Source organism: Streptomyces sp. NBC_01622, assembly GCF_045209635.1.
Lineage (GTDB): Bacteria > Actinomycetota > Actinomycetes > Streptomycetales > Streptomycetaceae > Streptomyces.
Window position 1 is genome coordinate 6,398,875 of record NZ_CP109293.1, and the last position, 23,343, is coordinate 6,422,217.

Below are 23,343 nucleotides of genomic sequence, written 5' to 3' on the forward strand. Positions count from 1 at the left end.
TGTTCACGGTTCGTCGAGCGGGTCCGGAATTCCGACCGACTGCACGAGCCAGCCGAAGTCGCCGAGGCCGCCCGGTGCGGTGAGTTCGGCGGCTTCTCCGGCGCCCGCGAGAGCGCGGACGTACCCCGCCGGGTCGGTGGACGCCAGTGTGAGCGGGGGGCGCGAGCCTGAGACGCCGAGGACGCGCAGGGCGGCGCGTTGCGTGAGCAGGCGTGCGCCAGGGAGCGCGCAGGCGTCCAGTGCGACGTGCGCGGTGATGTCGCACGAGCCGTCCGGCACGGGTGGCGTCTCGCGGCCCTCGCGGAAGCCGGTGAGCGTGCCGAACGGGGGGCGGGTGTCCAGGGCGTGCGCGTAGTCGACGGCGACCGCGAGTCCCCGGTCGACGGTGGCGGCGGCGGACGCCCAGGCCGTGTCCCTGGGGAGGCCGATCTCGGCGCGCAGCCCCTCCTCGGGCGCCAGGGGCCACCACCGCGTGAGCCAGTCGGCCTCCGCACCGGCGACCGGTTCCCCGAGCCGCTCGGTCCCGTCCTCCCGTACGAGAACGAGCCGTGGCAGGCCGGCCGAGTCCACCTCGGCGACCTCCACGGGTACGTTGTCCAGCCACTCGTTGGCGAACAGCAACCCGGTGATCCCCTTCGGGGGGTCGGTCCGCCACTCGACGCGGGGATCGAGTCCCTCGGGGCGGTCGGCGATCTCGACGCCGTACGCACGCACGCGTGCCGCCACCTCGGCGGGCAGCGCGGCGAGCACACCGGTCACCAGCTCGCCGCGGCCCGCGCCCAGGTCCACGAGGTCCAGCGCGGCCGGCCGGTCCAGCGCCTCGTCCACCCGGCACAGCAGCCGTGCCACGGCCCCGGCGAAGAGCGCCGACGCGTGCACGGACGTACGGAAGTGCCCGGCGGGTCCCTCGGGCCTCCGGTAGAACCCCTCGGGCCCGTACAGCGCGTCCTCGGCCGCCGCCCGCCAGCCGCGCCACCCGGCCGCAGTGTCGTCCGTCACGGTGCCAGATTAAGTGCACAGGACAACCGGGCCTCCACCTTGGGGAGTACGCCGGGCGTATACGGATCGATCCTCCGGTTGACCCCCGCACACTTCACGCTTCCCTACGCTGGGTTACGTGCAGCGCCTCTACGACTTCCTCCGCAGACACCCGACATGGGTCGACACCTTCTGGGCTGTCTTCCTTCTGGGGCTGAGCGGCGTGAGCATCGCGAGTACCAGCTACGCGTCGGGCCGGCACGGGACGGCCATGGGCGCGCTCGCGGTGTCCGCCGTCATGTGTGTGGCGATCGCACTGCGCCGCCGCTGGCCGGAGAAGATGCTCGTCCTGGTCCTGGTGACGGGGCTCGCGCAGCTGGTCCTCGACATCGAGCCCGTGGCGGCCGACTTCGCCATGCTGGTGATCGTCTACACGGTCGCCGCGGTCGGGGCCCGCTGGGCCTCCCGCTTCGCCCTGGCGACCGGTCTCGGCGCGGCGACCCTGTCGCAGATCCGCTGGCCCCAGGAGCACACCAGTTCCGCCGGGCTGGTCGCGATCGCTGTCTTCCAGACCGTGCCGTTCGCGCTGGCCTGGGTGCTGGGCGACTCGATGCGCACCCGGCGCGCGTACTTCGCGCAGCTGGAGGAGCGCGCCGCCCGCCTGGAGAAGGAGCGCGAGGCGCAGGCGAAGGTCGCGGTCGCCGCCGAGCGCGCCCGCATCGCCCGCGAGCTGCACGACGTGGTCGCGCACAACGTGTCGGTGATGGTGGTCCAGGCCGACGGTGCCGCCTATGTCCTGGACTCCGCGCCGGACCAGGCGAAGAAGGCCCTGGAGACGATCTCCTCCACCGGCCGGCAGGCCCTCGCCGAGATGCGCCGCCTGCTGGGCGTGCTGCGCACCGGCGAGCACAAGGAGGCCGGCGAGTACGTTCCGCAGCCGGACGTCGAGCAGATCGACGACCTGGTCCAGCAGTGCCGTACGTCCGGACTGCCCGTCGACTTCAAGGTGGAGGGCACCCCGCGCCCGCTGCCCAGCGGTGTCGAGCTGACGGCGTACCGGATCGTGCAGGAGGCGCTCACCAACACCCGCAAGCACGGGGGGCCGAACACGGGCGCCAGTGTGCGGCTGGTGTACTTCGACGACGGTCTCGGGCTGCTCGTCGAGGACGACGGCAAGGGCGCCCCGCACGAGCTGTACGAGGAGGGCGGCGCCGACGGTCAGGGGCATGGTCTGATCGGTATGCGCGAGCGGGTCGGCATGGTCGGGGGCACCCTGGACGCGGGCCCGCGCCCGGGCGGCGGGTTCCGCATCAGCGCCCTGCTGCCGCTGAAACCCGCGCACTGATCTTTCGTACGCAGGTTACTGACACCTGTAACGAATTGTTGAACGACCTGTTGAACGGCCTCAACCTGTTGAATGAATTGTTGAACGATCCTGCTGACGGAACGGAAGAGGACCCGATGACGATCCGCGTGATGCTCGTCGACGACCAGGTGCTGCTGCGCACCGGTTTCCGGATGGTGCTCGCCGCCCAGCCGGACATGGAGGTCGTCGCGGAGGCGGGCGACGGTGTCGAGGCCCTTCAGGTGCTGGCCGCGACCGCGGTCGACGTGGTGCTGATGGACGTCCGTATGCCGAAGCTGGACGGGGTGGAGACCACCCGCCGCATCTGCCAGGGCGAGAACCCGCCGAAGGTGCTGATCCTGACCACCTTCGACCTCGACGAGTACGCCTTCTCCGGGCTGAAGGCCGGCGCCTCCGGGTTCATGCTCAAGGACGTGCCGCCCGGCGAACTCCTCACCGCGATCCGCTCCGTGCACAGCGGTGACGCGGTGGTGGCGCCGTCGACGACCCGCCGGCTCCTGGACCGCTTCGCCCCGATGCTGCCCTCCGCCGGCAAGGAGCCCCAGCACAAGGAGCTGGAGCGGCTCACCGAGCGCGAGCGCGAGGTCATGATCCTCGTCGCCCAGGGGCTGTCCAACGGCGAGATCGCGGCCCGCCTGGTGCTGTCCGAGGCGACCGTGAAGACCCATGTCGGCCGCATCCTGACCAAGCTCGGCCTGCGGGACCGGGTGCAGGTGGTCGTCCTGGCGTACGAGACGGGGCTGGTGCGAGCCGGCGGGCACGGCTGAGGCACGGCGACCGCGCCTACCTGAGGATGCCCTCCAGGAAGTCGCTGCCCAGGCGGGCCACCACCGTGACGTCCAGTTGGTGCAGGACGTAGCGGCCGCGGCGGCGGGTGGTGATCAGGCCGGCCTTCTTCAGGACGCCGAGGTGGCGGGATATCTCGGGGGCGGTCATGCCGTGCACCTGGGTCAGCTCGCTGGTGGTGAACGCGGTGCGGGCCAGGCTGCGGCACAGGCGCATGCGGACCGGGTGGGACAGGGCGGTCATCCGCAGGGTCAGCTGCTCCAGGGAGGTCGGCGCGGCGAATTTGGGCGACCCCACGGGGTAGTGCACGACGGGCTGCCAGCCGTAGCGGTACAGGACCGTCAGATGCGGCCAGCCCAGGCTGGTGGGGACCAGGAGGAGGCCGCCGTCCTGGGTCGCCGTACGGCCGTCGCCCAGCTTGTCGACCGTGATGCGGGTGGCGCTCTCGTCGAGCGTCACCGCGGTGGACATCGACGTCAGCGCCTCCGCCAGGCCCTTGTGCCGCAGGAGGTCCGTCTTGTGGCGGGCATCGGCCGCGAGCTGGTGCTCCATCCGGGACCAGGTCTCCGCGAAGAACGCCTCGTCGCAGTCCTCCAGGAACTGCCGCAGCCAGGCCCTGGTCCGCGGCGGGTCGGCCAGCAGCCGCTCGGTGAACGCCAGTTGACGCGGACCGCGGGTCGCGGCCTGCTCCAGGGCGCGCAGCCTGATCGTGGCGTCCGAGAGCGGGCCGGGTCCGCCGGTGCTGTAGGTGAGGGTGCAGGTGGTGAACTCCAGTGCCGCGTCCACGAACTGCTCGTCCGTCAGCTTGTCCACCAGGTCCAGCTCTTCGGCGAGGGTGGCCCCGGGGAGCGTGCTGCGGCCCGGGATGCCCGCGTACGGCAGGAACAGGTCGGAGAACGTCGACCGCCACAGGAAGTCCGCCTCGCACATCCGGTCGGCCAGATGCGGGTCGAGCCGGGCGGTGACGCCGGTCACCCAGCCCTGGAGGCCGGGATGGTGACCCGGCTCGGACATCGCGTGCAGCGCCATGCACAACTCGCCCAGGGGCGAGAGCGCGAAGACGACCTGCTCCGGCCGCAGCCCCGTGATGTCGATGTGCACGCTCATGCCCCCATCGTGCACCCCACCACTGACAACGCCCCGTCGATTGACGGCGCCCGTCAATCGACGCGACAGCCGCCGGGCGGCGGCGCGGCCTGGAGACATGAGCGTCACCCAGCAGTACGTCCTCGCCACCTACCGCGCCGGGCGACTCGGGGAGGTCCCGCCGCCCGCGCCCGGCCCACGGCCGGCTGCGCGAGACCCTGGGCCGGTGGCCTCGCCCCGCCTGCTGACGCCCGTCGGCCCCCGGTTTCCTCCTCAGCCCCCGGTCTCCTCCTTCAGGAGGACCACGAAGTCCGCGACCGCCGCCCTCACGTCCTCGGCCGTCCACTCCAGGGCGGCGGCCCGTACGTAGACCTCCGTCACCGCCAGCCCCGGGCCCTTCGCGTCCCAGGGATTGGAGAAGAGGGCGGTCCCCGTCTCCTCCGCCTGCCGGATCGCGGCCTCCGTGACGGCGTCGCGGTCGTACGGCAGCCAGAGCTGGAAGTCGTGCGTGTGCGGCTGTTCGGGGTGGACGCGAATCCACGGCAGGCCGGCCGCGGCGAAACCCTCGCGCAGCGCCTCGGCGATCACGCCCGCCTGGGCCACGTACGCGGGCAGCCGAGGCAGCTCCCGGTCCAGGCCCGCGAGCGCCGTCAGCACGGTGGGGAACTGCTGGAAGACCGTGCCTCCGTAGCGGTGCCGCCAGGTCTTCGCCTCGTCGACCAGGGTCTTCGGGCCGGCGAGCGCGGCACCGCCGAGGGCGTCGAGGGACTTGTAGAACGACACGTAGACGCTGTCCGCAAGGCCCGCGATCTCGTCGAGCGGGCGGTCGAAGTGGGTGGCGGACTCCCACAGCCGGGCGCCGTCGAAGTGGACCACCGCATCGCGTTCGTGCGCGGCGTCCACGACGGCGGAGAGCTCCTCCCAGGAGGGCAGGACGAAACCGGCGTCCCGGAGGGGCAGTTCGAGCATCAGCGTCCCGAAGGGCTCCGGGAAGTCGTGCACCTCGTCGGCGGTCGGCTGCCGGGGCTCGCTCGTCACATGGACCGGGCGCAAGCCGCTGACCTGGCTGAAGGCGTGCCGTTCGTGCACTTCGGGGTGGGACAGCGGGTGCAGGGCGACCGTCGGGTTCCCGGTGCGGCCCGCCCAGCAGCGCAGGGCCACCTGCTGCGCCATCGTGCCCGTGGGGAAGAAGGCCGCGGCCTCCTTGCCGAGCAGTTCGGCGACCCGCTTCTCCAGGGTCTCGACGACCTCGGTGCCGTACATGTCCGACGCCTCGTCCAGGTCGTGCAGTTCGGCCGCCTCCCGCACGAAGGCGAGCCGCTCCCGGAGGGGGCTCAGGAACCCGAGGCGCGCGAGGGACCGCTCGGCGTTCCGGGTCGCGGCGATACGCCGTTTACGGCGCTCCAGGTTCCGTTCCTCGTCGGTCGTCGGTTCCGCCTCTTGGCCACTCTGCTCCGCCGCATCGCTCATGCTCCGGATGATGCCTGGCGCACGTCCGTTCGGGCACCCGGGTTTCCACCGGCTTCCCCGTCCGCCGGGGCTGTGTGACAACCCACAGCCTGTGGACAACCGGACGCCCCTCGAACCGATCGCGTTAACATGACGAGAAATCGTCCGGTACCCGGAGCGGACTGGAACGGGAAGGCCGCACTCGCGTGAGCACATTCCAACAGCCAGAGCCCAAGGACCGCCCCGCGCGGCTCGCCGTCGGCGTCGTCGGCGCCGGCCGGGTGGGCCCCGCGCTGGCCGCGTCCCTCCAGCTCGCCGGGCACCGCCCGGTGGCCGTCTCCGGAGTCTCCGACGCCTCCAGGCGACGGGCCGCGCTGATGCTCCCCGAGGTGCCGGTGCTCACGCCCGCACAGGTCCTGGAGCGCGCCGACCTCGTGCTGCTCACCGTCCCGGACGACGCCCTGCCCGGGCTCGTTGAGGGCCTCGCCGAGACCGGCGCCGTACGCCCCGGGCAGCTCCTCGTGCACACCTCCGGGCGGTACGGCGCGAAGGTCCTGGACCCCGCTCTGCGCGTCGGCGCGCTGCCGCTGGCCCTGCACCCCGCGATGACCTTCACGGGGACGCCTGTGGACGTCCAGCGGCTCGCAGGGTGCTCCTTCGGGGTCACCGCGCCCGAGGAACTCCGGCTGGCCGCCGAGGCCCTGGTGATCGAGATGGGCGGCGAGCCCGAGTGGATCGCCGAGGAGAACCGCCCGCTCTACCACGCGGCCCTCGCGCTGGGCGCCAACCACCTGGTCACCCTGGTCGCCGAGTCCATGGAGCTGCTGCGCACGGCCGGCGTCGAGGCCCCCGACCGCATGCTCGGCCCGCTCCTCGGTGCCGCCCTGGACAACGCCCTGCGCTCCGGCGACGCGGCGCTGACCGGCCCCGTCGCGCGCGGCGACGCGGGCACCGTCGCCGCGCACGTCACCGAGCTGCGCAAGCACGCCCCGCAGACCGTCGCCGGCTATCTGGCGATGGCCCGCGCGACCGCCGACCGGGCGCTGGCCCACGGGCTGCTCAAGCCGGAACTCGCCGAGGACCTCCTCGGGGTCCTCGCCAACGGCACCGAGGGAGATGCCGGATGACCACCACCCTGCTGCGCACCGCCGACGAACTGCACGCACGCACGCGTGCGGGCCGTCGCGTCGTCGTCATGACGATGGGCGCCCTGCACGAGGGCCACGCCACGCTGGTCCGCACCGCGCGCGAGCTCGCCGGACCGGACGGCGAGGTCGTGGTCACCGTCTTCGTGAACCCGCTGCAGTTCGGCAAGGGCGAGGACCTCGACCGTTACCCGCGCACCCTGGACGCCGACCTCAAGATCGCCGAACAGGCGGGCGCCGACGTCGTGTTCGCCCCCTCCGTGGACGAGGTCTACCCGGGCGGCGAACCCCAGGTCCGCATCTCGGCCGGCCCCATGGGCGAACGCCTGGAGGGTGCGGTCCGCCCCGGCCACTTCGACGGCATGCTCACCGTCGTCGCCAAGCTGCTGCACCTCACCCGCCCCGACACCGCCCTGTTCGGTCAGAAGGACGCCCAGCAACTCGCCCTGATCCGCCGCATGGTGCGCGACCTGAACTTCGGCACGGACATCGTCGGCGTGCCGACCGTACGCGAGGCCGACGGCCTGGCCCTCTCCAGCCGCAACCGCTACCTCTCCCCCCAGGAGCGGCGGACCGCACTCGCCCTCTCCCAGGCCCTGTTCGCCGGCCGCGACCGGCACGCCGCCCAGGAGGCGCTGCGCGCGCGGGCCCGCGAGGTACCCGCCACGCACGCGCGTGCCGAGGCGCTCAGCGCCATAGGGGAGTCCCGCGCGGCGGCCGACGCGCACGCCGTCGCCAAGGCCGCCCCCGGCCCCGGAGGTCCGGCGTCCATCCGCGCCGCCGCCCGCCTGGTCCTCGACGACGCGGCCCGCCTCGACCCGCCGCTCGCCCTGGACTACCTCGCCCTGGTCGACCCGTCCGACTTCACGGACGTGGACGAGGACTTCACCGGCGAGGCCGTCCTCGCCGTCGCCGCCCGGGTCGGGACGACCCGGCTGATCGACAACATCCCACTCGCTTTCGGAACCCTCGGAGCCGCCTCGTGACCAGCACAGGCATACGACTGCACGCGCCCGCCCCCGGGTGGTCCATCGCCGCGGACGTGGTGGTGGTCGGCTCAGGAGTGGCCGGTCTGACCGCGGCCCTGCGTTGTGAGGCGGCGGGCCTGCGGGCGGTCGTCGTCACCAAGGCCCGCCTCGACGACGGCTCCACCCGCTGGGCCCAGGGCGGCATCGCCGCGGCCCTCGGGGAGGGCGACACCCCCGAACAGCACTTGGACGACACCCTGGTGGCGGGCGTGGGCCTGTGCGACGAGGAGGCCGTACGGATCCTCGTCACCGAAGGCCCCGACGCGGTACGCCGCCTCATCGAGACCGGCGCCCACTTCGACGAGTCCTCCGAAGGAGGGCTGGAACTGGCCCGCGAGGGCGGCCACCACCGGCGCCGCATCGCGCACGCGGGCGGCGACGCGACCGGCGCGGAGGTCTCCCGGGCGCTCGTCGAGGCCGTACACGCGCGTGGCCTGCGCACGATCGAGAACGCGCTCGTCCTCGACCTCCTGACGGATGCCGACGGCCGTACGGCGGGCGTGAGCCTGCACGTGATGGGCGAGGGGCAGCACGACGGCGTGGGCGCCGTGCACGCGCCCGCCGTGGTCCTCGCGACCGGCGGCATGGGGCAGGTTTTCTCGGCCACCACCAACCCGTCCGTGTCGACCGGCGACGGGGTCGCGCTGGCACTCCGCGCGGGCGCCGAGGTCTCCGACCTGGAGTTCGTGCAGTTCCACCCGACCGTGCTCTTCCTCGGCGCCGACGCGGAGGGCCAGCAGCCCCTCGTCTCCGAGGCGGTGCGCGGCGAGGGCGCCCACCTGGTCGACGCCGACGGCGTGCGCTTCATGGTGGGCCAGCACGAACTGGCCGAGCTGGCGCCCCGGGACATCGTCGCCAAGGGCATCACGCGGCGCATGCTGGAGCAGGACGCCGAGCACATGTTCCTCGACGCCCGGCACTTCGGCGCCGACATGTGGGAGCACCGCTTCCCGACGATCCTCGCCGCCTGCCGCAGCCACGGCATCGACCCGGTCACCGAGCCCGTCCCGGTCGCCCCGGCCGCCCACTACGCCTCCGGCGGCGTCCGCACCGACTCCCGGGGCCGTACGACCGTCCCCGGCCTCTACGCGTGCGGCGAGGTCGCCTGCACCGGGGTGCACGGCGCGAACCGGCTCGCCTCCAACTCCCTCCTCGAAGGCCTCGTCTACGCCGAGCGCATCGTCGCCGACATCACCGCGAGCCAGGCGGAGAACGCCCTCCACGCGCGCGTGCCCGAACCGGTCCCGCACCCCCAGAAGCCCGCGCACCCGCTGCTCGCCCCCGAGGCCCGCTTCGCGATCCAGCGGATCATGACCGAGGGCGCGGGCGTCCTGCGCTCCGCCGACTCCCTCGCCAAGGCCGCCGGACAGCTCCAGCAACTGCACACCGACGCCCGTGACGCGCTCGACGAGAACGGCAAGACCGACGAGCCCGGCGTCGACACCTGGGAGGCCACCAACCTCCTGTGCGTGGCCCGCGTCCTGGTCACCGCCGCCGCCCGGCGCGAGGAGACCCGGGGCTGCCACTGGCGCGAGGACCACGCCGAGCGCGACGACACCGCCTGGCGCCGCCACATCGTCGTACGGCTGAATCCCGATCGCACGCTGGCCGTGCACACCACGGACACCGCAGACTTCCCCCCGACCCGGCAGCACCGTCCCCAGGAGCAGTGACAGAAGTGAGCACCCCCGACCTTCCCCTCGCCGACAGCGGCGGCTGCGGCGACGGCTGTGCCTGTGGCGCGGGCGCCGACGCGGAGTACCTGGAGTGCGGTCTCGACCCCGCGCTCGCCGAGCTCCTGGCCGACGCGGGTCTCGACCCCGTCGAGGTCGAGGACATCGCCAACGTCGCCGTCCAGGAGGACCTGGACGGCGGTGTGGACGTGACGACCGTGGCGACCATCCCCGAAGGGATCGTCGCCACCGCCGACTTCACCGCGCGCGAGGCCGGTGTCGTGGCGGGCCTCAGGGTCGCCGAAGCGGTGATCTCCGTGGTCTGCACCGACGAGTTCGAGGTCGAGCGGCACGCGGAGGACGGCGACCGCGTGGAGGCCGGACAGAAGCTCCTGTCGGTCACCACGCGCACGCGCGACCTGCTGACCGCCGAGCGCAGCGCGCTCAACCTCCTGTGCCGCCTCTCCGGCATCGCGACCGCCACGCGCGCGTGGGCGGACGCCCTGGAGGGCACGAGGACGAAGGTCCGCGACACCCGCAAGACGACGCCGGGCCTCCGCTCCCTGGAGAAGTACGCGGTCCGCTGCGGCGGCGGCGTCAACCACCGCATGTCCCTGTCGGACGCGGCCCTCGTCAAGGACAACCACGTGGTCGCCGCGGGCGGCGTCGCCCAGGCGTTCAAGGCCGTGCGGGAGGCCTTCCCGGAGGTGGCGATCGAGGTCGAGGTCGACACCCTGCACCAGCTCCGCGAGGTCCTGGACGCGGGCGCCGACCTGATCCTGCTGGACAACTTCACGCCCGGCGAGTGCGAGGAGGCCGTCGGCATCGTCCACGGCCGCGCCGCCCTGGAGGCCTCGGGACGGCTCACCCTGGACAACGCCAAGGCGTACGCCGACACCGGGGTGGACTACCTCGCCGTAGGCGCCCTGACCCACTCCGCGCCGATCCTGGACATCGGCCTCGACCTCCGTGAGGCGCAGTAGTCATGCTCCTCACGATCGACGTGGGCAACACGCACACCGTCCTGGGTCTGTTCGACGGCGAAGAGATCATCGAGCACTGGCGCATCTCCACCGACGCGCGCCGCACCGCCGACGAACTCGCCGTCCTCCTCCAGGGCCTCATGGGCATGCACCCGCTCCTCGGAGAGGAGCTGGGCGACGGCATCGACGGCATCGCGATCTGCGCCACCGTGCCGTCCGTCCTGCACGAACTGCGCGAGGTGACCCGCCGTTACTACGGAGACGTGCCCGCCGTCCTTGTCGAGCCGGGCGTCAAGACGGGCGTGCCGATCCTGACCGACAACCCCAAGGAGGTCGGCGCGGACCGCATCATCAACGCGGTCGCCGCGGTCGAGCTCTACGGAGGCCCCGCGATCGTCGTCGACTTCGGTACGGCGACCACGTTCGACGCGGTCTCCGCGCGCGGGGAGTACGTCGGCGGTGTCATCGCCCCCGGGATCGAGATCTCGGTCGAGGCGCTCGGCGTCAAGGGCGCCCAGCTGCGCAAGATCGAGGTGGCCCGGCCGCGCAGCGTGATCGGCAAGAACACCGTCGAGGCGATGCAGTCGGGCATCGTCTACGGGTTCGCCGGCCAGGTCGACGGGGTCGTCACCCGGATGGCCAAGGAGCTGGCCGACGACCCGGAGGACGTGACGGTGATCGCGACCGGCGGCCTCGCACCGATGGTCCTGGGCGAGGCCTCGGTGATCGACGAGCACGAGCCCTGGCTGACGCTGATCGGCCTGCGGCTGGTCTACGAGCGGAACGTGTCGCGGATGTGACCCGGTTGCCCTGCGCCGGGACGGGACTCCTGGCGCAGGGCGGCGCCCCGGCCCGGTCGGGGGCGCTCAGGCGCGTCCGCAAGTGTCCTGCGGTTCGACGTCGGTCCTGCCGCGAACGCGGTCGTTCCGCGCCCACGAGGTGCCGCCGCCACGCGCGCCCACGGAGTGCCGCCGTCCGACGGCCGAGGCCGTGCGCGCGACCGAGCCGCAGCACCGGCCGCGGTAGGGCTGCCGGGTGCGCGGAGAAGCAGCCGCTGCCCGCTCCGGGCGGAAACCTCCGCGCCACACCCGCCTTCCTGTGTCGAATTTGTCTGATTAGCGCGTATCGTCGCCGCATGCCCACGCCATACGGATCCCGCGGCGGCATGGCGTTCGGTGCGGAGGAGCTGCGTGTCCTCCGTCGCGCCCTCGCCCTCGCCCTCCAGCCCCGAACCGCCTCCGCCGAGGACGTCAAGGACTGTCTCCGGCTCGCCGAATCCCTCGACGAAGCGGTACGCGAGGGGGTCCGGCTGCGCGCCTTCCTGGTCGCCGACCTCGCCCGGTACCGCGCCGCCCTGCCCGGCACCACCGCCGGCTACCTCACGCTCCTGGAGGAGGCACTCGGCGCGGGGTACCGCCCGGACGTCGACGACCTCTCCGCGCTGCGTGCGCTGCGCGGGAACCCGGCCGCCGCAGCGCTCCTCGACCGCTGCCTCACGCTCGCCGAACAGGACGTACGCGCGCGTCTGGCCCGCCGTACGACCGCCCGCCCCGCTCCGACGGTCCCCGCCTCCCGCACCCGCCTCCTGGCGCTCCCCGGAGGCCGCTCCGGCGGCCTTTCCGCGACGGCCGGGGAGCTGGCCGGGGAGGACGCCAAGGAGCCCGTACGCAAGCCCGTGGAGCGGCCGGCGCCCGCCCCCGCGCCCGCTGCCCCGAAGCCGTCCCGGCCGATCCCCACCCCGGGCGAGGTCTTCCCCCGGCGCAAACCGGCACCGCCGCCCGCGAACCCGCCGCAGCAGCTCGCCGCCGGCTGAACCGACCCCGGCCCGTCCGCTCCCGGGCCCGTGGCTACTCTGGAGGGCATGGACTATGTCTCCGCGCTCGTGCCCCCGGTCGTCATGGCCGTGTTCTTCATCGGACTGATCCGGGTCATCGTGAAGACCCAGGGCGGGGCCATGAAGGCCAAGGAGGACGCGGCCGTCGACGCCGCCATCGCGCGCGCGGAGAGCGCCCGCCAGGCCTCCTCGACCACCGAAGCCTGACCGCCGGCCTTTCGGCGGCGCCTTCAAGGGCGTACGACTCCCGCACGCGTGCGCGTGCTTTCCGAGTCGTACGCCCTTTTTGTGCCTTTTCCACTATGGTTCTGAGCTGTGCCTCGCCCATTGGGAGAACTCGAAGACTCGGTCATGACGCGGGTGTGGAAGTGGAACCGCCCGGTGACCGTTCGAGAAGTCCTGGAAGACCTTCAGCAGGAACGGTCGATCGCGTACACCACGGTGATGACCGTTTTGGACAATCTCCATCAGAAGGGCTGGGTGCGTCGCGAGGCGGAAGGCCGGGCGTATAGATATGAGGCCGTCTCCACACGGGCCGCCTACTCGGCAGCCCTGATGAACGACGCCTGGTCCCAGAGCGACAACCCCGCGGCCGCTCTCGTCGCCTTCTTCGGGATGATGAGCGACGAACAGCGTGAGGCCCTGCGCAGGGCCGTACGCATCGTCCAGGGACCGGAAACACCCGAACCCGCGGATGGCGTCGAGAACCCCGGCTCCCAGTCCTCCGGCGGCGGGCGATAGCGTCCGCTCATGTCAGCAGAGCACCCAGAAGTCACCGCGAAAGCCATCACCGTCCGGCGGGCCCGGACCGGGGATGTCCCGGCGGTGCGCCGACTCCTTGACGCCTACGTTCGCGGTCGCATCCTGCTCGACAAAGCGACCGTGACTCTTTACGAGGACATACAGGAGTTCTGGGTCGCCGAACGCGACGACAACGCCGAGGTGGTCGGCTGCGGCGCACTGCACGTCATGTGGGAAGACCTCGCGGAAGTCCGTACTCTCGCCGTGAAGCCCGGGTTGAAGGGCGCCGGTGTAGGTCATCAGTTGCTGGAGAAGTTGCTGCACACGGCCCGTTGGCTAGGTGTTCGTCGCGTTTTCTGTCTCACCTTCGAAGTGGACTTCTTCTCCAAGCACGGCTTCGTGGAGATCGGTGAGACACCCGTCGACACCGATGTCTACGCGGAGCTGTTGCGTTCCTATGACGAGGGCGTGGCGGAGTTCCTGGGTCTCGAACGAGTGAAACCGAACACCTTGGGCAACAGTCGGATGCTTCTGCATCTGTGATCGCTGCGCTCAATTCGGCCCGGACGCCCTGCCCAGGTTCCCTATGTCCGAAACGCGCATCTTTCCGGACCGGGGAGGTCACTCGGTCTCTCCCAGGGGTTTGTGTTTTTCCAGCAAAAGCGGTTTGCTTTCCGACGTACTGCAGTACTGCATATAACAGGGGACGGCGAAACGGCGGACGCCGCAGACCCTAGGCCCGCAAGTTATCGATGAAAGGAAATCCGGTGGCACAGAAGGTTCAGGTCCTTCTTGTCGACGACCTCGACGGCGGCGAGGCGGACGAGACGGTGACGTTCGCGCTGGACGGCAAGACGTACGAGATCGATCTCACCACCGCGAATGCGGACAAGCTCCGTGGTCTTCTCGACGCTTACGTGAAGGGCGGACGCCGTACCGGTGGCCGTGCTTCGGGTGGTCGTGGAAAGGCGCGCGCCGCTACCGGTGGCAGCCAGGACACCGCGCAGATCCGCGCGTGGGCCAAGGAGAACGGTTACGAGGTCAACGACCGCGGCCGTGTTCCCGCGTCCATTCGCGAGGCCTACGAGAAGGCCAACGGCTGAGCGCACGAGCGCCGCAGCCGGACCCGGTGGCACTGTGTGGCCACCGTGTCAACCAGTCGTACGAGATCAGGGGCGTCCCCAACGCCCCCCACGGCCGACAGTGTCGGCAGCGAGGCCTCGACCTCGCATCCCGGCTCGGGGGGCCGCAGCCATACGGCGGCCCCCTGCACGGGACCCGGGCGACCCGCGGGAAGCGGCGGCCCAGGGTGCCCCTTCGCGGGCCCCGACCCGGGGACCGGCGGCGCCTCCATGTGCCCGCCCTCGCCGAGCGCCACCAGATCCAGCGCCGGCGCCAGAGCGCCCCACTCCAGCCAGTCCAGCAGCCCCGGCAGCTCCTCCGCGCTGCCCGCGGCCACCAGCAGCCGCATCCGGTCGCCCCGTACGGCCACCGGAGAGTCCGGCCCCAGCCGCCACAGCGTCGCGACACCGGCCTCGACCGGCACGTCCAGGACGTCGAAACGCAGCCCCGTGACGAGCCTCAGCGGCTCTCCGGGCACCGTCCGCCACCCGAGTTCGTTCTCGTACCAGTGCCGCCGCCGGTCGTCCGGATCGAGCGGGCGACGGGGGGAGGGGACCGTGGTGACCGGGGGGACTGTGCCAACCATGCCAAGTGCAACCGCCGAACCGGCCCGAGAGTTACGCTGGGTGGTCAAGTGATTGCGCAGGGTGCCGGAAAAAGGGGCGTTCGGGGGTGTCGGACCGCGCAAGGTTGTTCGCCCGTAGCGGAGGGAACCGGTGCGCTCGGCATGGAGTGTCAGTCCGTACGGGTAAGACAATCCCTAGTGGGAGGGGGCGACACGCAGAAAAGGGCGTCTCACGTTCGCCATCGGCGTACTCGTGGTGAGGGTAACTGCCTGGCCTGCGGGAACATCGTCTCGCACCATCAGGTTGGAGTAGATGTCGGCGTTCGGGTTCAGGAGGCAGTGTTGGTTCTCGGTCCGGTGTCGGCAGTTGGAATGAGCGGTCCCCGCTTGCGGGACTAAGCTGCGGAAGGACAGGGAGGGGAGCGTCCCCTTACTGCCTGACCGCTCTGAGGAGCGATTAACGATGTTCGAGAGGTTCACCGACCGCGCGCGGCGGGTTGTCGTCCTGGCTCAGGAAGAAGCCCGGATGCTCAACCACAACTACATCGGCACCGAGCACATCCTCCTGGGTCTCATCCACGAGGGTGAGGGTGTCGCCGCAAAGGCCCTGGAGAGCCTCGGCATTTCGCTTGAGGCGGTCCGCCAGCAGGTTGAGGAGATCATCGGACAGGGCCAGCAGGCGCCGTCCGGTCACATCCCCTTCACTCCCCGTGCCAAGAAGGTCCTGGAGCTGTCGCTCCGCGAGGCCCTCCAGCTGGGCCACAACTACATCGGCACGGAGCACATCCTGCTCGGCCTGATCCGTGAGGGCGAGGGCGTCGCCGCCCAGGTCCTGGTCAAGCTGGGCGCTGATCTCAACCGTGTGCGGCAGCAGGTGATCCAGCTGCTCTCCGGTTACCAGGGCAAGGAGACCGCCACCGCCGGCGGCCCTGCGGAGGGCACCCCCTCGACGTCCCTGGTCCTCGACCAGTTCGGCCGGAACCTCACCCAGGCCGCTCGTGAGTCCAAGCTCGACCCGGTCATCGGGCGCGAGAAGGAGATCGAGCGGGTCATGCAGGTGCTGTCCCGCCGCACCAAGAACAACCCGGTCCTGATCGGTGAGCCCGGCGTCGGCAAGACCGCCGTCGTCGAGGGCCTCGCCCAGGCCATCGTCAAGGGCGAGGTGCCCGAGACCCTCAAGGACAAGCACCTCTACACCCTGGACCTCGGCGCGCTGGTCGCCGGCTCCCGCTACCGCGGTGACTTCGAGGAGCGCCTGAAGAAGGTCCTCAAGGAGATCCGCACCCGCGGCGACATCATCCTGTTCATCGACGAGCTGCACACGCTGGTCGGTGCGGGTGCCGCCGAGGGCGCCATCGACGCGGCTTCGATCCTGAAGCCGATGCTGGCCCGCGGTGAGCTGCAGACCATCGGTGCGACGACCCTGGACGAGTACCGCAAGCACCTGGAGAAGGACGCCGCTCTCGAGCGCCGCTTCCAGCCCATCCAGGTCGCGGAGCCGTCCCTGCCGCACACCATCGAGATCCTCAAGGGTCTGCGCGACCGCTACGAGGCCCACCACCGTGTCTCCATCACGGACGAGGCGCTCGTGCAGGCCGCCACGCTGGCCGACCGGTACATCTCGGACCGCTTCCTGCCGGACAAGGCGATCGACCTGATCGACGAGGCCGGCTCCCGGATGCGCATCCGCCGGATGACCGCGCCGCCGGACCTGCGCGAGTTCGACGAGAAGATCGCCGGCGTCCGCCGCGACAAGGAGTCCGCGATCGACTCGCAGGACTTCGAGAAGGCCGCCTCCCTCCGCGACAAGGAGAAGCAGCTCCTGGCCGCCAAGGCCAAGCGGGAGAAGGAGTGGAAGGCCGGCGACATGGACGTCGTCGCCGAGGTCGACGGCGAGCTGATCGCCGAGGTCCTCGCGACCGCCACCGGCATCCCGGTCTTCAAGCTGACCGAGGAGGAGTCCTCGCGTCTGCTGCGCATGGAGGACGAGCTCCACAAGCGGGTCATCGGCCAGAAGGACGCCGTCAAGGCGCTCTCGAAGGCGATCCGTCGTACGCGCGCGGGCCTCAAGGACCCGAAGCGTCCCGGTGGTTCGTTCATCTTCGCCGGCCCGTCCGGTGTCGGTAAGACCGAGCTGTCCAAGGCGCTGGCCGAGTTCCTCTTCGGTGACGAGGACGCGCTGATCTCCCTCGACATGTCGGAGTTCAGCGAGAAGCACACGGTGTCGCGTCTCTTCGGCTCGCCCCCGGGATACGTGGGCTACGAAGAGGGCGGCCAGCTGACGGAGAAGGTGCGGCGCAAGCCGTTCTCGGTGGTCCTCTTCGACGAGGTCGAGAAGGCCCACCCGGACATCTTCAACTCGCTGCTGCAGATCCTGGAGGACGGTCGCCTGACCGACTCCCAGGGCCGGGTCGTGGACTTCAAGAACACGGTCATCATCATGACGACCAACCTCGGCACGCGGGACATCTCCAAGGGCTTCAACCTCGGCTTCGCGGCCACGGGTGACACGAAGTCCAACTACGAGCGCATGAAGAACAAGGTCTCGGACGAGCTCAAGCAGCACTTCCGCCCCGAGTTCCTCAACCGCGTGGACGACGTGGTCGTCTTCCCGCAGCTCACCCAGGAGGACATCCTCAAGATCGTCGACCTGATGATCGGCAAGGTGGACGAGCGCCTCAAGGACCGGGACATGGGCATCGAGCTCTCCCAGGCCGCCAAGGAGCTCCTCTCCAAGAAGGGTTACGACCCGGTGCTGGGCGCGCGTCCGCTGCGTCGCACGATCCAGCGCGAGATCGAGGACACGCTCTCGGAGAAGATCCTCTTCGGCGAGCTGCGCCCCGGTCACATCGTGGTCGTCGACACGGAGGGCGAGGGCGAGGCCAAGACCTTCACCTTCCGGGGTGAGGAGAAGTCGGCACTGCCGGACGTCCCGCCGATCGAGCAGGCGGCCGGTGGGGCTGGTCCCAATCTGAGCAAGGAGGCGTAAGGCTTCAGGGCTTTACGGCTGGGAAGGGGGCCGGTGCCTTTTGGGCACCGGCCCCTTTCGCTTGCTCAGAACAAGTAGGGGCGGGTGGTGTGGACAGTGACCTCGGCGTCGGGGAACAGAGCTTCGTAGGGGGCCGCACTCAGCGGTGCGGACTCTTGGTGCGGATACAGCGTGACCGAGCGGACCTGTGGGCAGCGGAGGGACAGCAGCGTCAGATCGTCGTTCTCCTGGACGTTCGTCACGTACAAGCCCTCAATTGCGTGCAGTTGAGGGCTTCCGACGAGGCTGGGGACGAGGTCCGTCGCCCCGATTCCCAGGCGGGTGAGGTTGGGGAGCCTGCTGACTTCGGACCAGTCCTGGGGGCTCAGGGCGCCGACATCGTCCCTGAAATCGAGGTAGCGCAGCGTCGACCACCGGCTCAAGCCGTCGAGCCCCGTACCCGGGACGGCTGCCCCACCCAAGCTGATGGACCTCAGTGGCGCGTTCTGGGGCAGCGCGGCAAGCCCGCTGTCCGAGAGGCGCCCCACAGCGGTGAAGTACTCCAGCGTGTCGAGGCGGTCCAGACCCGACACGTCGGACACGTCGCCGAGTTCGTGCAGATACAGCGAGCGCAGGCCCAACTCGGCCAGGGGCGAGAGATCGCCCACCTCGGGACAGCGCACCAGGTTCACCCCACGGAGCGAGCGCAGGGAGGCCAGTAGACGCACATCGCTCAGCAAGGGGTTCTCGTAGAGCCCGAGGTCCTCCACACCCTCGGGCAGCGCTCTCAGGATGTCCACGAGCTCGTGGCTGCCTGTCACGCCCACCCGTGCCCGATGACCGAGCCGTGGCAGGGCACGCAACTGCTCGGGCGAGGTGGCGAAGACGTAGTAGCCGGCGGTGTCGACACGGGCCAGCACCTCGTCGGCGTACACCTCCGCGTCGAAGCGGTCCCATGCGCGCGTCAGATTGATCCGGACCCGTTCCGCCGTGTGCCGCCCGTACTGCGCGAGCACCGGTATCGCCGCATCCGTTCCGACCGACGCCGCCGTCGCCGTGACCGCCTCCGCCTCCTCGTCCGACAGCCCCTCCGGACCCGGCAACAACTCCAGTACCAGCGGCCCGACTTCGGCGAGTTCCTTGACCTCTTCCGTGGTCCGGGGCGGCAGCAGCGTCGCCGCCAGGTTCTCGACGCGGAGACGCACCGCCGGATCCAGCTCTGTCGCGTGTTCCAGACATGCCATGGCCAGCAGGTGCGCCCGCTTGCCCGGGACGGCCGTCAACAGGTCCAGCAACTCGGCCCGTTCGCGCGGCCGGGCCTGGGCCACGGCCATGCGGATCACGTCCGCCCACTGGTCGTCGGTGGCGTGCTCCGCGAGCAGGCCGAGGTCGCCCGCCTCCACGGCGGCCCGTGCGCCCAGGAAGTCCTGGAAGGTGCGGTGCACGAAGTGGAGGGTGTCCGGGGTCGGGTCGACCAGCAGGCCGGTGCGGACCAGGAAGTGGCGCAGGACGGCCGCCGGGTTCCCGAGAGCCGATGCGGCGGGGATCGCCGGAAGGGTCTGAGCGATGATGCTCTCCGCCCGGGCCCGGTCCATCTCCGTACGGCCGTTGCGGATGAGCCAGTAGGCGAGCCGCTGCAGCAACTGCAGTTGAGGCTCCTCGCTCAGCTCAGGAGCCGCCATGTCGCGCTCGCGGTCGCGGCGGACGAGCAGCATGGAGAGGGCGGATTCGTACAGCTCCTTGCGGCCGTGCGGCAGGTAACCCCGCCGGTCCCGGTGCAAGGCGCAGATCAGGCCGCACATCAGGGGATTGGTGGCGAGCCGTCCCAGGTCGGGTGTGGAGCGGACGGCGTCGAGGAGTTGGTTCTCGTACGTGGTGAGCGGTGCGTCCTGCTCGGGTATGCCGGTCGCGGCCGCGCTGTGCCAGCGTCTGATGAACGACGTCACGTCGGACGTACTCATCGCGGAGAGGGCGAACTCGGAGAAGCCGTCGGAGGTGAGCCAGTCCTCGCTGACGGCCGAGGGGCGGGAGGTGACGAGCCAGCGGTTGCCGGGGAACGTCTCCACGAGGTCACGCAACCAGGTGCGGGCACGCTCGCGTTCGGCATCCGGTATCTCGTCGAGACCGTCCACCAGGACCAGGCCGCGCCCGGCGGCCAGTACGCGGTTCTCCCAGCCGTCGGGCTGTGTCTGCGCCAGAGGACAGCCGATGGCGGCCAGGAATCCCGCAGGAGACGGCAGCCGCTCGCCGTGCCGGGTCAGTGTCCGCAGCGGGAGGACGAACGGCACCCGGTCGGTGAGGTAGGCCATTCGATCGGAGTGCCTGGAGGCGGCCGACACGGCCAGCCACTGGATCAGCGTCGTCTTTCCCGAACCCGCGACACCACGCAGCAGCACACGATGGTGACCGGCCAGAGCCTGATCGGCGGTGTGGAGGACCGGGGCCGTGGAGGGCGGTCCGAACGGCGGGAGCAGTGGGTCGTCGGCGCGCGCCGTCGCCTCCAGGCTCAGATACGCGGCATCCAGCGGCCATCGGTCCGGTGAGTTGCTGAGGTCGATGCCGTAGATCGTCAGTTTGCAGTGCTTCTTGACGAGATACGACAGGTAACGGCGTTCGAAGGCGGTGTCGCGGGCGTCAGGGCGGGGGATGCGGAGGATCAACTCGTCGACCCTGGCGATCAGTTCGGCCTGCTGCCGGGTCTGCTCCACGAGCGTCCGCGCCACGAACGTGGACCGCCGTGTGAAGAACTCCAGGATCTGGAGGCAGGCCCACTGCGTCGCCGAGTCGAGGAAGACGCAGGCGTCCGCGGAGAGGCCGTCGGCGGCCGGGGCGCGCCGGTGCAGGTGTTCGGCCAACTCGGCGCCGCCCAGCCGTACGGCCTGCACGTCGTCCATGTCCAGGTCGCCGATGGCCAACAGCCTGCGGGCCAACGCATCGGCCACGGCAGCCTGTTCGTCGGCCGGGAAGGGGGGTTCGCCAGGCGAGTCCACCGCTTGCTGGACCAGGTGTCCCGCGAGCTTGCGCACGTCCTTCTCGCCCAATGTGCGCTTCTCGCCCCGGAAGGACACCAGGTCCTTCAGCCGGACCGGCTTGTCGACCAGCCCCGCGCCGGGGCCGTCCGCCACGAACAGTCTCTTCACCAGCGGTGCGATCAGGCTGGACGCCAGCTTGCCGCCGAGTACCGCGGGCTCCATCCGCCACCCCCGTAGCCGTTGGGAACGGATGGAGCCTATCGACGATCGGGCGGCGGCCGTACGACTACGACAACTGGCCGTCGTAGTCGGGCAGTTTGAAGGTCTTCTCGGCGTGGCCGCCCGACAGGTCGGTGGCGCTGTTGCCGATGTTCGCGATGATCGTGTAGCCCTTGGACTCGATGTCGGCGCGCTGGGCGGTCTTGTAGGCGGCGACGTCCTTGAAGAGGTCGAGGAGGCCGCGGACGTAGAGGCCGTCGACGTCGTAGCCGTCGTGTTCGAGGTTGTACTCGGTCGGCAGGTAGATGATGCCGGGGCGGGCCGTGACGAAGAACAGCGAAACGCCGTGCTCCTGGGCGTACTTGGCGACCGCGAGCACCGGCTTGTTGGCCGGCTGCGGCCAGCTGAAGCCGAAGTCCGTCTCCAGGGTGGTGTTGTCGATGTCGAAGACGATCGCCTGCTTCTCGCCGGGCTTCGTGGCCGCGATGCGCTGCTTCAGGTAGGGCAGGGCCTGGTTCATGACCGTCTGGCAGTCCGTCTGCCAGGTCGCGTAGGCCACCGTGGCGGTCGCGGCGGTCGTGCTCGCCGTCGCGGCTTCCGCGGGGACGGTCAGCGCCGCGAGGGCGATCGCGGTCACGGCGACGGTGGCGGTACGGCGGGCCCAGGGGCGTCGTCTCGTCATGGGGGTGGGGGTTCCTCTCACGTCTGTGCGGTGCCGGTGCGGAAGGCATGCTCGCGGGCGCGGGTGGCGTGAGGGGAACCGTAAGGTTACTGGGCGGTAGGCGCATAGAGGTCTGCGCCACATTTCCGCGGTCGGCGATGGCCGTGGCCGGTGACAAGCCGCACAGGCGATACGACCCCTACTAAGGCGGGTAGTCGTAAGCCCCGTTCGGGACAAAAAGGACTTTTCGTCTGGAACCGGATGGGCGGTTTTGCCATCGGGGGGCGATTTATGGCGAACGGGCGTTCTGTCAAGAAGTCGGAAGTTTTGCGGTGAAGTACTAGCTTCCGTCGTAGAAGGGCTGTTTTGGGGTCCGTGGGGGCGCGGGTTACCAATGGACGTGCCATCCGGCGGCCGCTTGTGTGCCGGGTGGTCTTTCTGTCCCCGTCCCCGTGAGGTTCCGATGTTCCAGCGCTCCACGTCCCGCTCTTCCCGTACGACTCCGCTCCGCACCCGGGTGGCCGTCCTGGCCGTCGGACTGGGAGCCACCGCGGTGCTGGGCACCGGGGTCGCGAGCGCCGCCACCGCGAGCGTGGCGCCGAAGACGGTCAGCGCCAAGACCGCCGCCTCCTGGGTCGACCCGGTGAAGAAGTACACGCTCTCCGCGAGCTTCGCGCAGGCCGGCAGCCTGTGGCAGTCCACCCACAGTGGGCAGGACTTCGCCGTGGCCAGCGGTACCAACGTCGTCGCCGCGCACGGCGGCACCGTCGTCAAGGCCGGCGGCAACGGCGCCGGTGACGGGGCCGCGTACGGCAACGCCATCGTCATCAAGCACGGCAGCGGCACTTACTCGCAGTACGCCCACCTCTCGCGCATCGACGTGAAGGTCGGCCAGGTCGTCAGCACCGGTCAGCACATCGCCCTGTCCGGCAACACCGGCAACTCCACCGGCCCCCACCTGCACTTCGAGATCCGTACGACCGCCAACTACGGCTCGGCCATAGACCCGGTCGCGTTCCTGCGCGGCAAGGGTGTGACCGTCTAGGACTTGTCCTCGGCGGGCTTCGTGCCCGCGTGGGCCTGCGTGATCATGTCGGTGGCGACCTCCAGGACGGCCTTGCGCTTGTCCTCGGGGTCGCCTTCGAGGTCCTGTACGGCGAACATGCCGGCGTGCAGTGTGAAGATCGCGCTGAGCGAGCGGACCTGGTCGACCAGGGTGGAGTCCGGGTCGATGACGATCTCCCGCAGGCCGCGCATGCGCTCCTTGAAGCGCTCGCCGATGCGCAGGTCCCGTACCGTCGCCTGGTTCTCCTGCATGAAGCGGAACAGCGGGGTCGCACCGTCGAGCGCGACGCTGTAGCGCCGTACGATCTCCTGCTTGGTCTCCAGGGTGTGCGGCTGCTCGCGGCCCCACTCGATCAGGTCCTCGATCGGCTGCGTGAGGTCCTCGAAGATGCTGACCAGGATCTCTTCCTTGGTCTTGAAGTGGTAGTAGAGCGCCGCCTTCGTGACGTCCAGGTGCTCGGCGATCTCGCGCAGCGAGGTCTTCTCGTAGCCCTGCTCGGCGAAGAGTTCGAGCGCCACGTCCTGGATGCGCTGGCGGGTGTCTCCGCGACGCTGCCGCTTGGTGCCGTCCATGGTGCCGCCCATTCGTCTCATGCTCCAGCAAACTTACTTGACGCCCGGCTAGTTACGGGTCTACTTTCCCTTAGTGTAGTCAACTAGCCGGGCGGCAAGTAAGTAGCCGGACGGTAGCGGTATCCAGCG

The 23,343-nt window shown here is 70.5% G+C and carries 21 protein-coding genes; 14 read left to right on the forward strand and 7 right to left on the reverse strand.

Annotated features, from left to right (window positions below; genetic code table 11):
* Positions 1 to 3: 3 nt before the first annotated feature.
* The gene (locus OH768_RS29475; RefSeq protein WP_406458577.1) at positions 4 to 999 is read right to left on the reverse strand and encodes an SAM-dependent methyltransferase; all 996 of its coding nucleotides are present in this window, start codon (positions 997 to 999) and stop codon (positions 4 to 6) included.
* Positions 1,000 to 1,117: 118 nt separating this feature from the next.
* Here OH768_RS29475 and OH768_RS29480 point away from each other — a divergent pair, with 118 nt between their 5' ends.
* Together OH768_RS29480 and OH768_RS29485 are read left to right on the forward strand one after the other, a co-directional pair.
* Positions 1,118 to 2,323, forward strand: a complete 1,206-nt coding sequence (locus tag OH768_RS29480) for a histidine kinase (RefSeq protein WP_406458579.1) — start codon at positions 1,118 to 1,120, stop codon at positions 2,321 to 2,323.
* Positions 2,324 to 2,439: 116 nt separating this feature from the next.
* Positions 2,440 to 3,111: a response regulator transcription factor gene (locus OH768_RS29485; protein WP_019075449.1), complete on the forward strand. Its 672-nt coding sequence runs from the start codon at positions 2,440 to 2,442 to the stop codon at positions 3,109 to 3,111.
* A gap of 16 nt (positions 3,112 to 3,127) precedes the next feature.
* On the opposite strand, the gene OH768_RS29490 is transcribed toward OH768_RS29485, so the two are convergent.
* Positions 3,128 to 4,237 (reverse strand): DUF5937 family protein, encoded by a 1,110-nt coding sequence (locus OH768_RS29490; protein ID WP_406458580.1) that lies wholly within the window; start codon positions 4,235 to 4,237, stop codon positions 3,128 to 3,130.
* A 252-nt stretch (positions 4,238 to 4,489) separates the two neighbouring features.
* Entirely contained in the window at positions 4,490 to 5,686 is a 1,197-nt protein-coding gene (locus tag OH768_RS29495; RefSeq protein WP_406458581.1) for a threonine aldolase family protein, read from the reverse strand.
* 185 nt (positions 5,687 to 5,871) lie between these two features.
* On the opposite strand from OH768_RS29495, the gene OH768_RS29500 reads away from it, so the two are divergent.
* From OH768_RS29500 to OH768_RS29545, 10 genes are all read left to right on the forward strand, one after another.
* Entirely contained in the window at positions 5,872 to 6,792 is a 921-nt protein-coding gene (locus tag OH768_RS29500) for a Rossmann-like and DUF2520 domain-containing protein (protein ID WP_406458582.1), read from the forward strand.
* Positions 6,789 to 7,796, forward strand: a complete 1,008-nt coding sequence (gene panC / locus OH768_RS29505; RefSeq protein WP_406458583.1) for a pantoate--beta-alanine ligase — start codon at positions 6,789 to 6,791, stop codon at positions 7,794 to 7,796. The genes OH768_RS29500 and panC overlap by 4 nt, the downstream gene beginning before the upstream one ends.
* Positions 7,793 to 9,511, forward strand: coding sequence for an L-aspartate oxidase (locus OH768_RS29510; protein WP_406458584.1), 1,719 nt, complete (start codon positions 7,793 to 7,795; stop codon positions 9,509 to 9,511). The genes panC and OH768_RS29510 overlap by 4 nt, the downstream gene beginning before the upstream one ends.
* A 5-nt stretch (positions 9,512 to 9,516) precedes the next feature.
* Positions 9,517 to 10,494 carry a carboxylating nicotinate-nucleotide diphosphorylase gene (gene nadC / locus OH768_RS29515; protein ID WP_406458585.1) on the forward strand — a complete coding sequence of 326 codons (978 nt, stop codon included), beginning with the start codon at positions 9,517 to 9,519 and terminating at the stop codon, positions 10,492 to 10,494.
* Between the two features lie 2 nt (positions 10,495 to 10,496).
* Positions 10,497 to 11,294, forward strand: coding sequence for a type III pantothenate kinase (locus tag OH768_RS29520; RefSeq protein ID WP_043685374.1), 798 nt, complete (start codon positions 10,497 to 10,499; stop codon positions 11,292 to 11,294).
* 365 nt (positions 11,295 to 11,659) lie between these two features.
* Complete coding sequence (locus OH768_RS29525; RefSeq protein WP_406465492.1) at positions 11,660 to 12,307, forward strand: hypothetical protein; 648 nt, start codon at positions 11,660 to 11,662, stop codon at positions 12,305 to 12,307.
* Between the two features lie 48 nt (positions 12,308 to 12,355).
* Positions 12,356 to 12,535: a hypothetical protein gene (locus OH768_RS29530; protein ID WP_019075458.1), complete on the forward strand. Its 180-nt coding sequence runs from the start codon at positions 12,356 to 12,358 to the stop codon at positions 12,533 to 12,535.
* 144 nt (positions 12,536 to 12,679) lie between these two features.
* On the forward strand, positions 12,680 to 13,069 hold the full coding sequence (locus OH768_RS29535) for a BlaI/MecI/CopY family transcriptional regulator (RefSeq protein WP_406458588.1): 390 nt from the start codon (positions 12,680 to 12,682) through the stop codon (positions 13,067 to 13,069).
* 9 nt (positions 13,070 to 13,078) lie between these two features.
* Complete coding sequence (locus OH768_RS29540) at positions 13,079 to 13,612, forward strand: amino-acid N-acetyltransferase (RefSeq protein ID WP_200715432.1); 534 nt, start codon at positions 13,079 to 13,081, stop codon at positions 13,610 to 13,612.
* A gap of 224 nt (positions 13,613 to 13,836) precedes the next feature.
* Positions 13,837 to 14,172 (forward strand): Lsr2 family protein, encoded by a 336-nt coding sequence (locus tag OH768_RS29545; protein ID WP_019075461.1) that lies wholly within the window; start codon positions 13,837 to 13,839, stop codon positions 14,170 to 14,172.
* Here the strand turns inward: OH768_RS29545 and OH768_RS29550 are convergent.
* Positions 14,151 to 14,777: an SCO3374 family protein gene (locus OH768_RS29550; protein ID WP_406458590.1), complete on the reverse strand. Its 627-nt coding sequence runs from the start codon at positions 14,775 to 14,777 to the stop codon at positions 14,151 to 14,153. The genes OH768_RS29545 and OH768_RS29550 overlap by 22 nt on opposite strands.
* Before the next feature lie 442 nt (positions 14,778 to 15,219).
* Here OH768_RS29550 and OH768_RS29555 point away from each other — a divergent pair, with 442 nt between their 5' ends.
* Positions 15,220 to 17,745 (forward strand): ATP-dependent Clp protease ATP-binding subunit, encoded by a 2,526-nt coding sequence (locus tag OH768_RS29555; protein WP_359613945.1) that lies wholly within the window; start codon positions 15,220 to 15,222, stop codon positions 17,743 to 17,745.
* A 65-nt stretch (positions 17,746 to 17,810) separates the two neighbouring features.
* On the opposite strand, the gene OH768_RS29560 is transcribed toward OH768_RS29555, so the two are convergent.
* Positions 17,811 to 20,918, reverse strand: coding sequence for an NACHT domain-containing protein (locus OH768_RS29560; RefSeq protein WP_406458592.1), 3,108 nt, complete (start codon positions 20,916 to 20,918; stop codon positions 17,811 to 17,813).
* A gap of 64 nt (positions 20,919 to 20,982) precedes the next feature.
* Positions 20,983 to 21,597 carry an HAD family acid phosphatase gene (locus OH768_RS29565; protein WP_406458594.1) on the reverse strand — a complete coding sequence of 205 codons (615 nt, stop codon included), beginning with the start codon at positions 21,595 to 21,597 and terminating at the stop codon, positions 20,983 to 20,985.
* A 442-nt stretch (positions 21,598 to 22,039) separates the two neighbouring features.
* Here OH768_RS29565 and OH768_RS29570 point away from each other — a divergent pair, with 442 nt between their 5' ends.
* The gene (locus OH768_RS29570; protein WP_406458596.1) at positions 22,040 to 22,621 is read left to right on the forward strand and encodes a M23 family metallopeptidase; all 582 of its coding nucleotides are present in this window, start codon (positions 22,040 to 22,042) and stop codon (positions 22,619 to 22,621) included.
* On the opposite strand, the gene OH768_RS29575 is transcribed toward OH768_RS29570, so the two are convergent.
* Complete coding sequence (locus OH768_RS29575; protein ID WP_406465494.1) at positions 22,618 to 23,226, reverse strand: TetR/AcrR family transcriptional regulator; 609 nt, start codon at positions 23,224 to 23,226, stop codon at positions 22,618 to 22,620. The genes OH768_RS29570 and OH768_RS29575 overlap by 4 nt on opposite strands.
* Between the last annotated feature and the right edge of the window lie 117 nt (positions 23,227 to 23,343).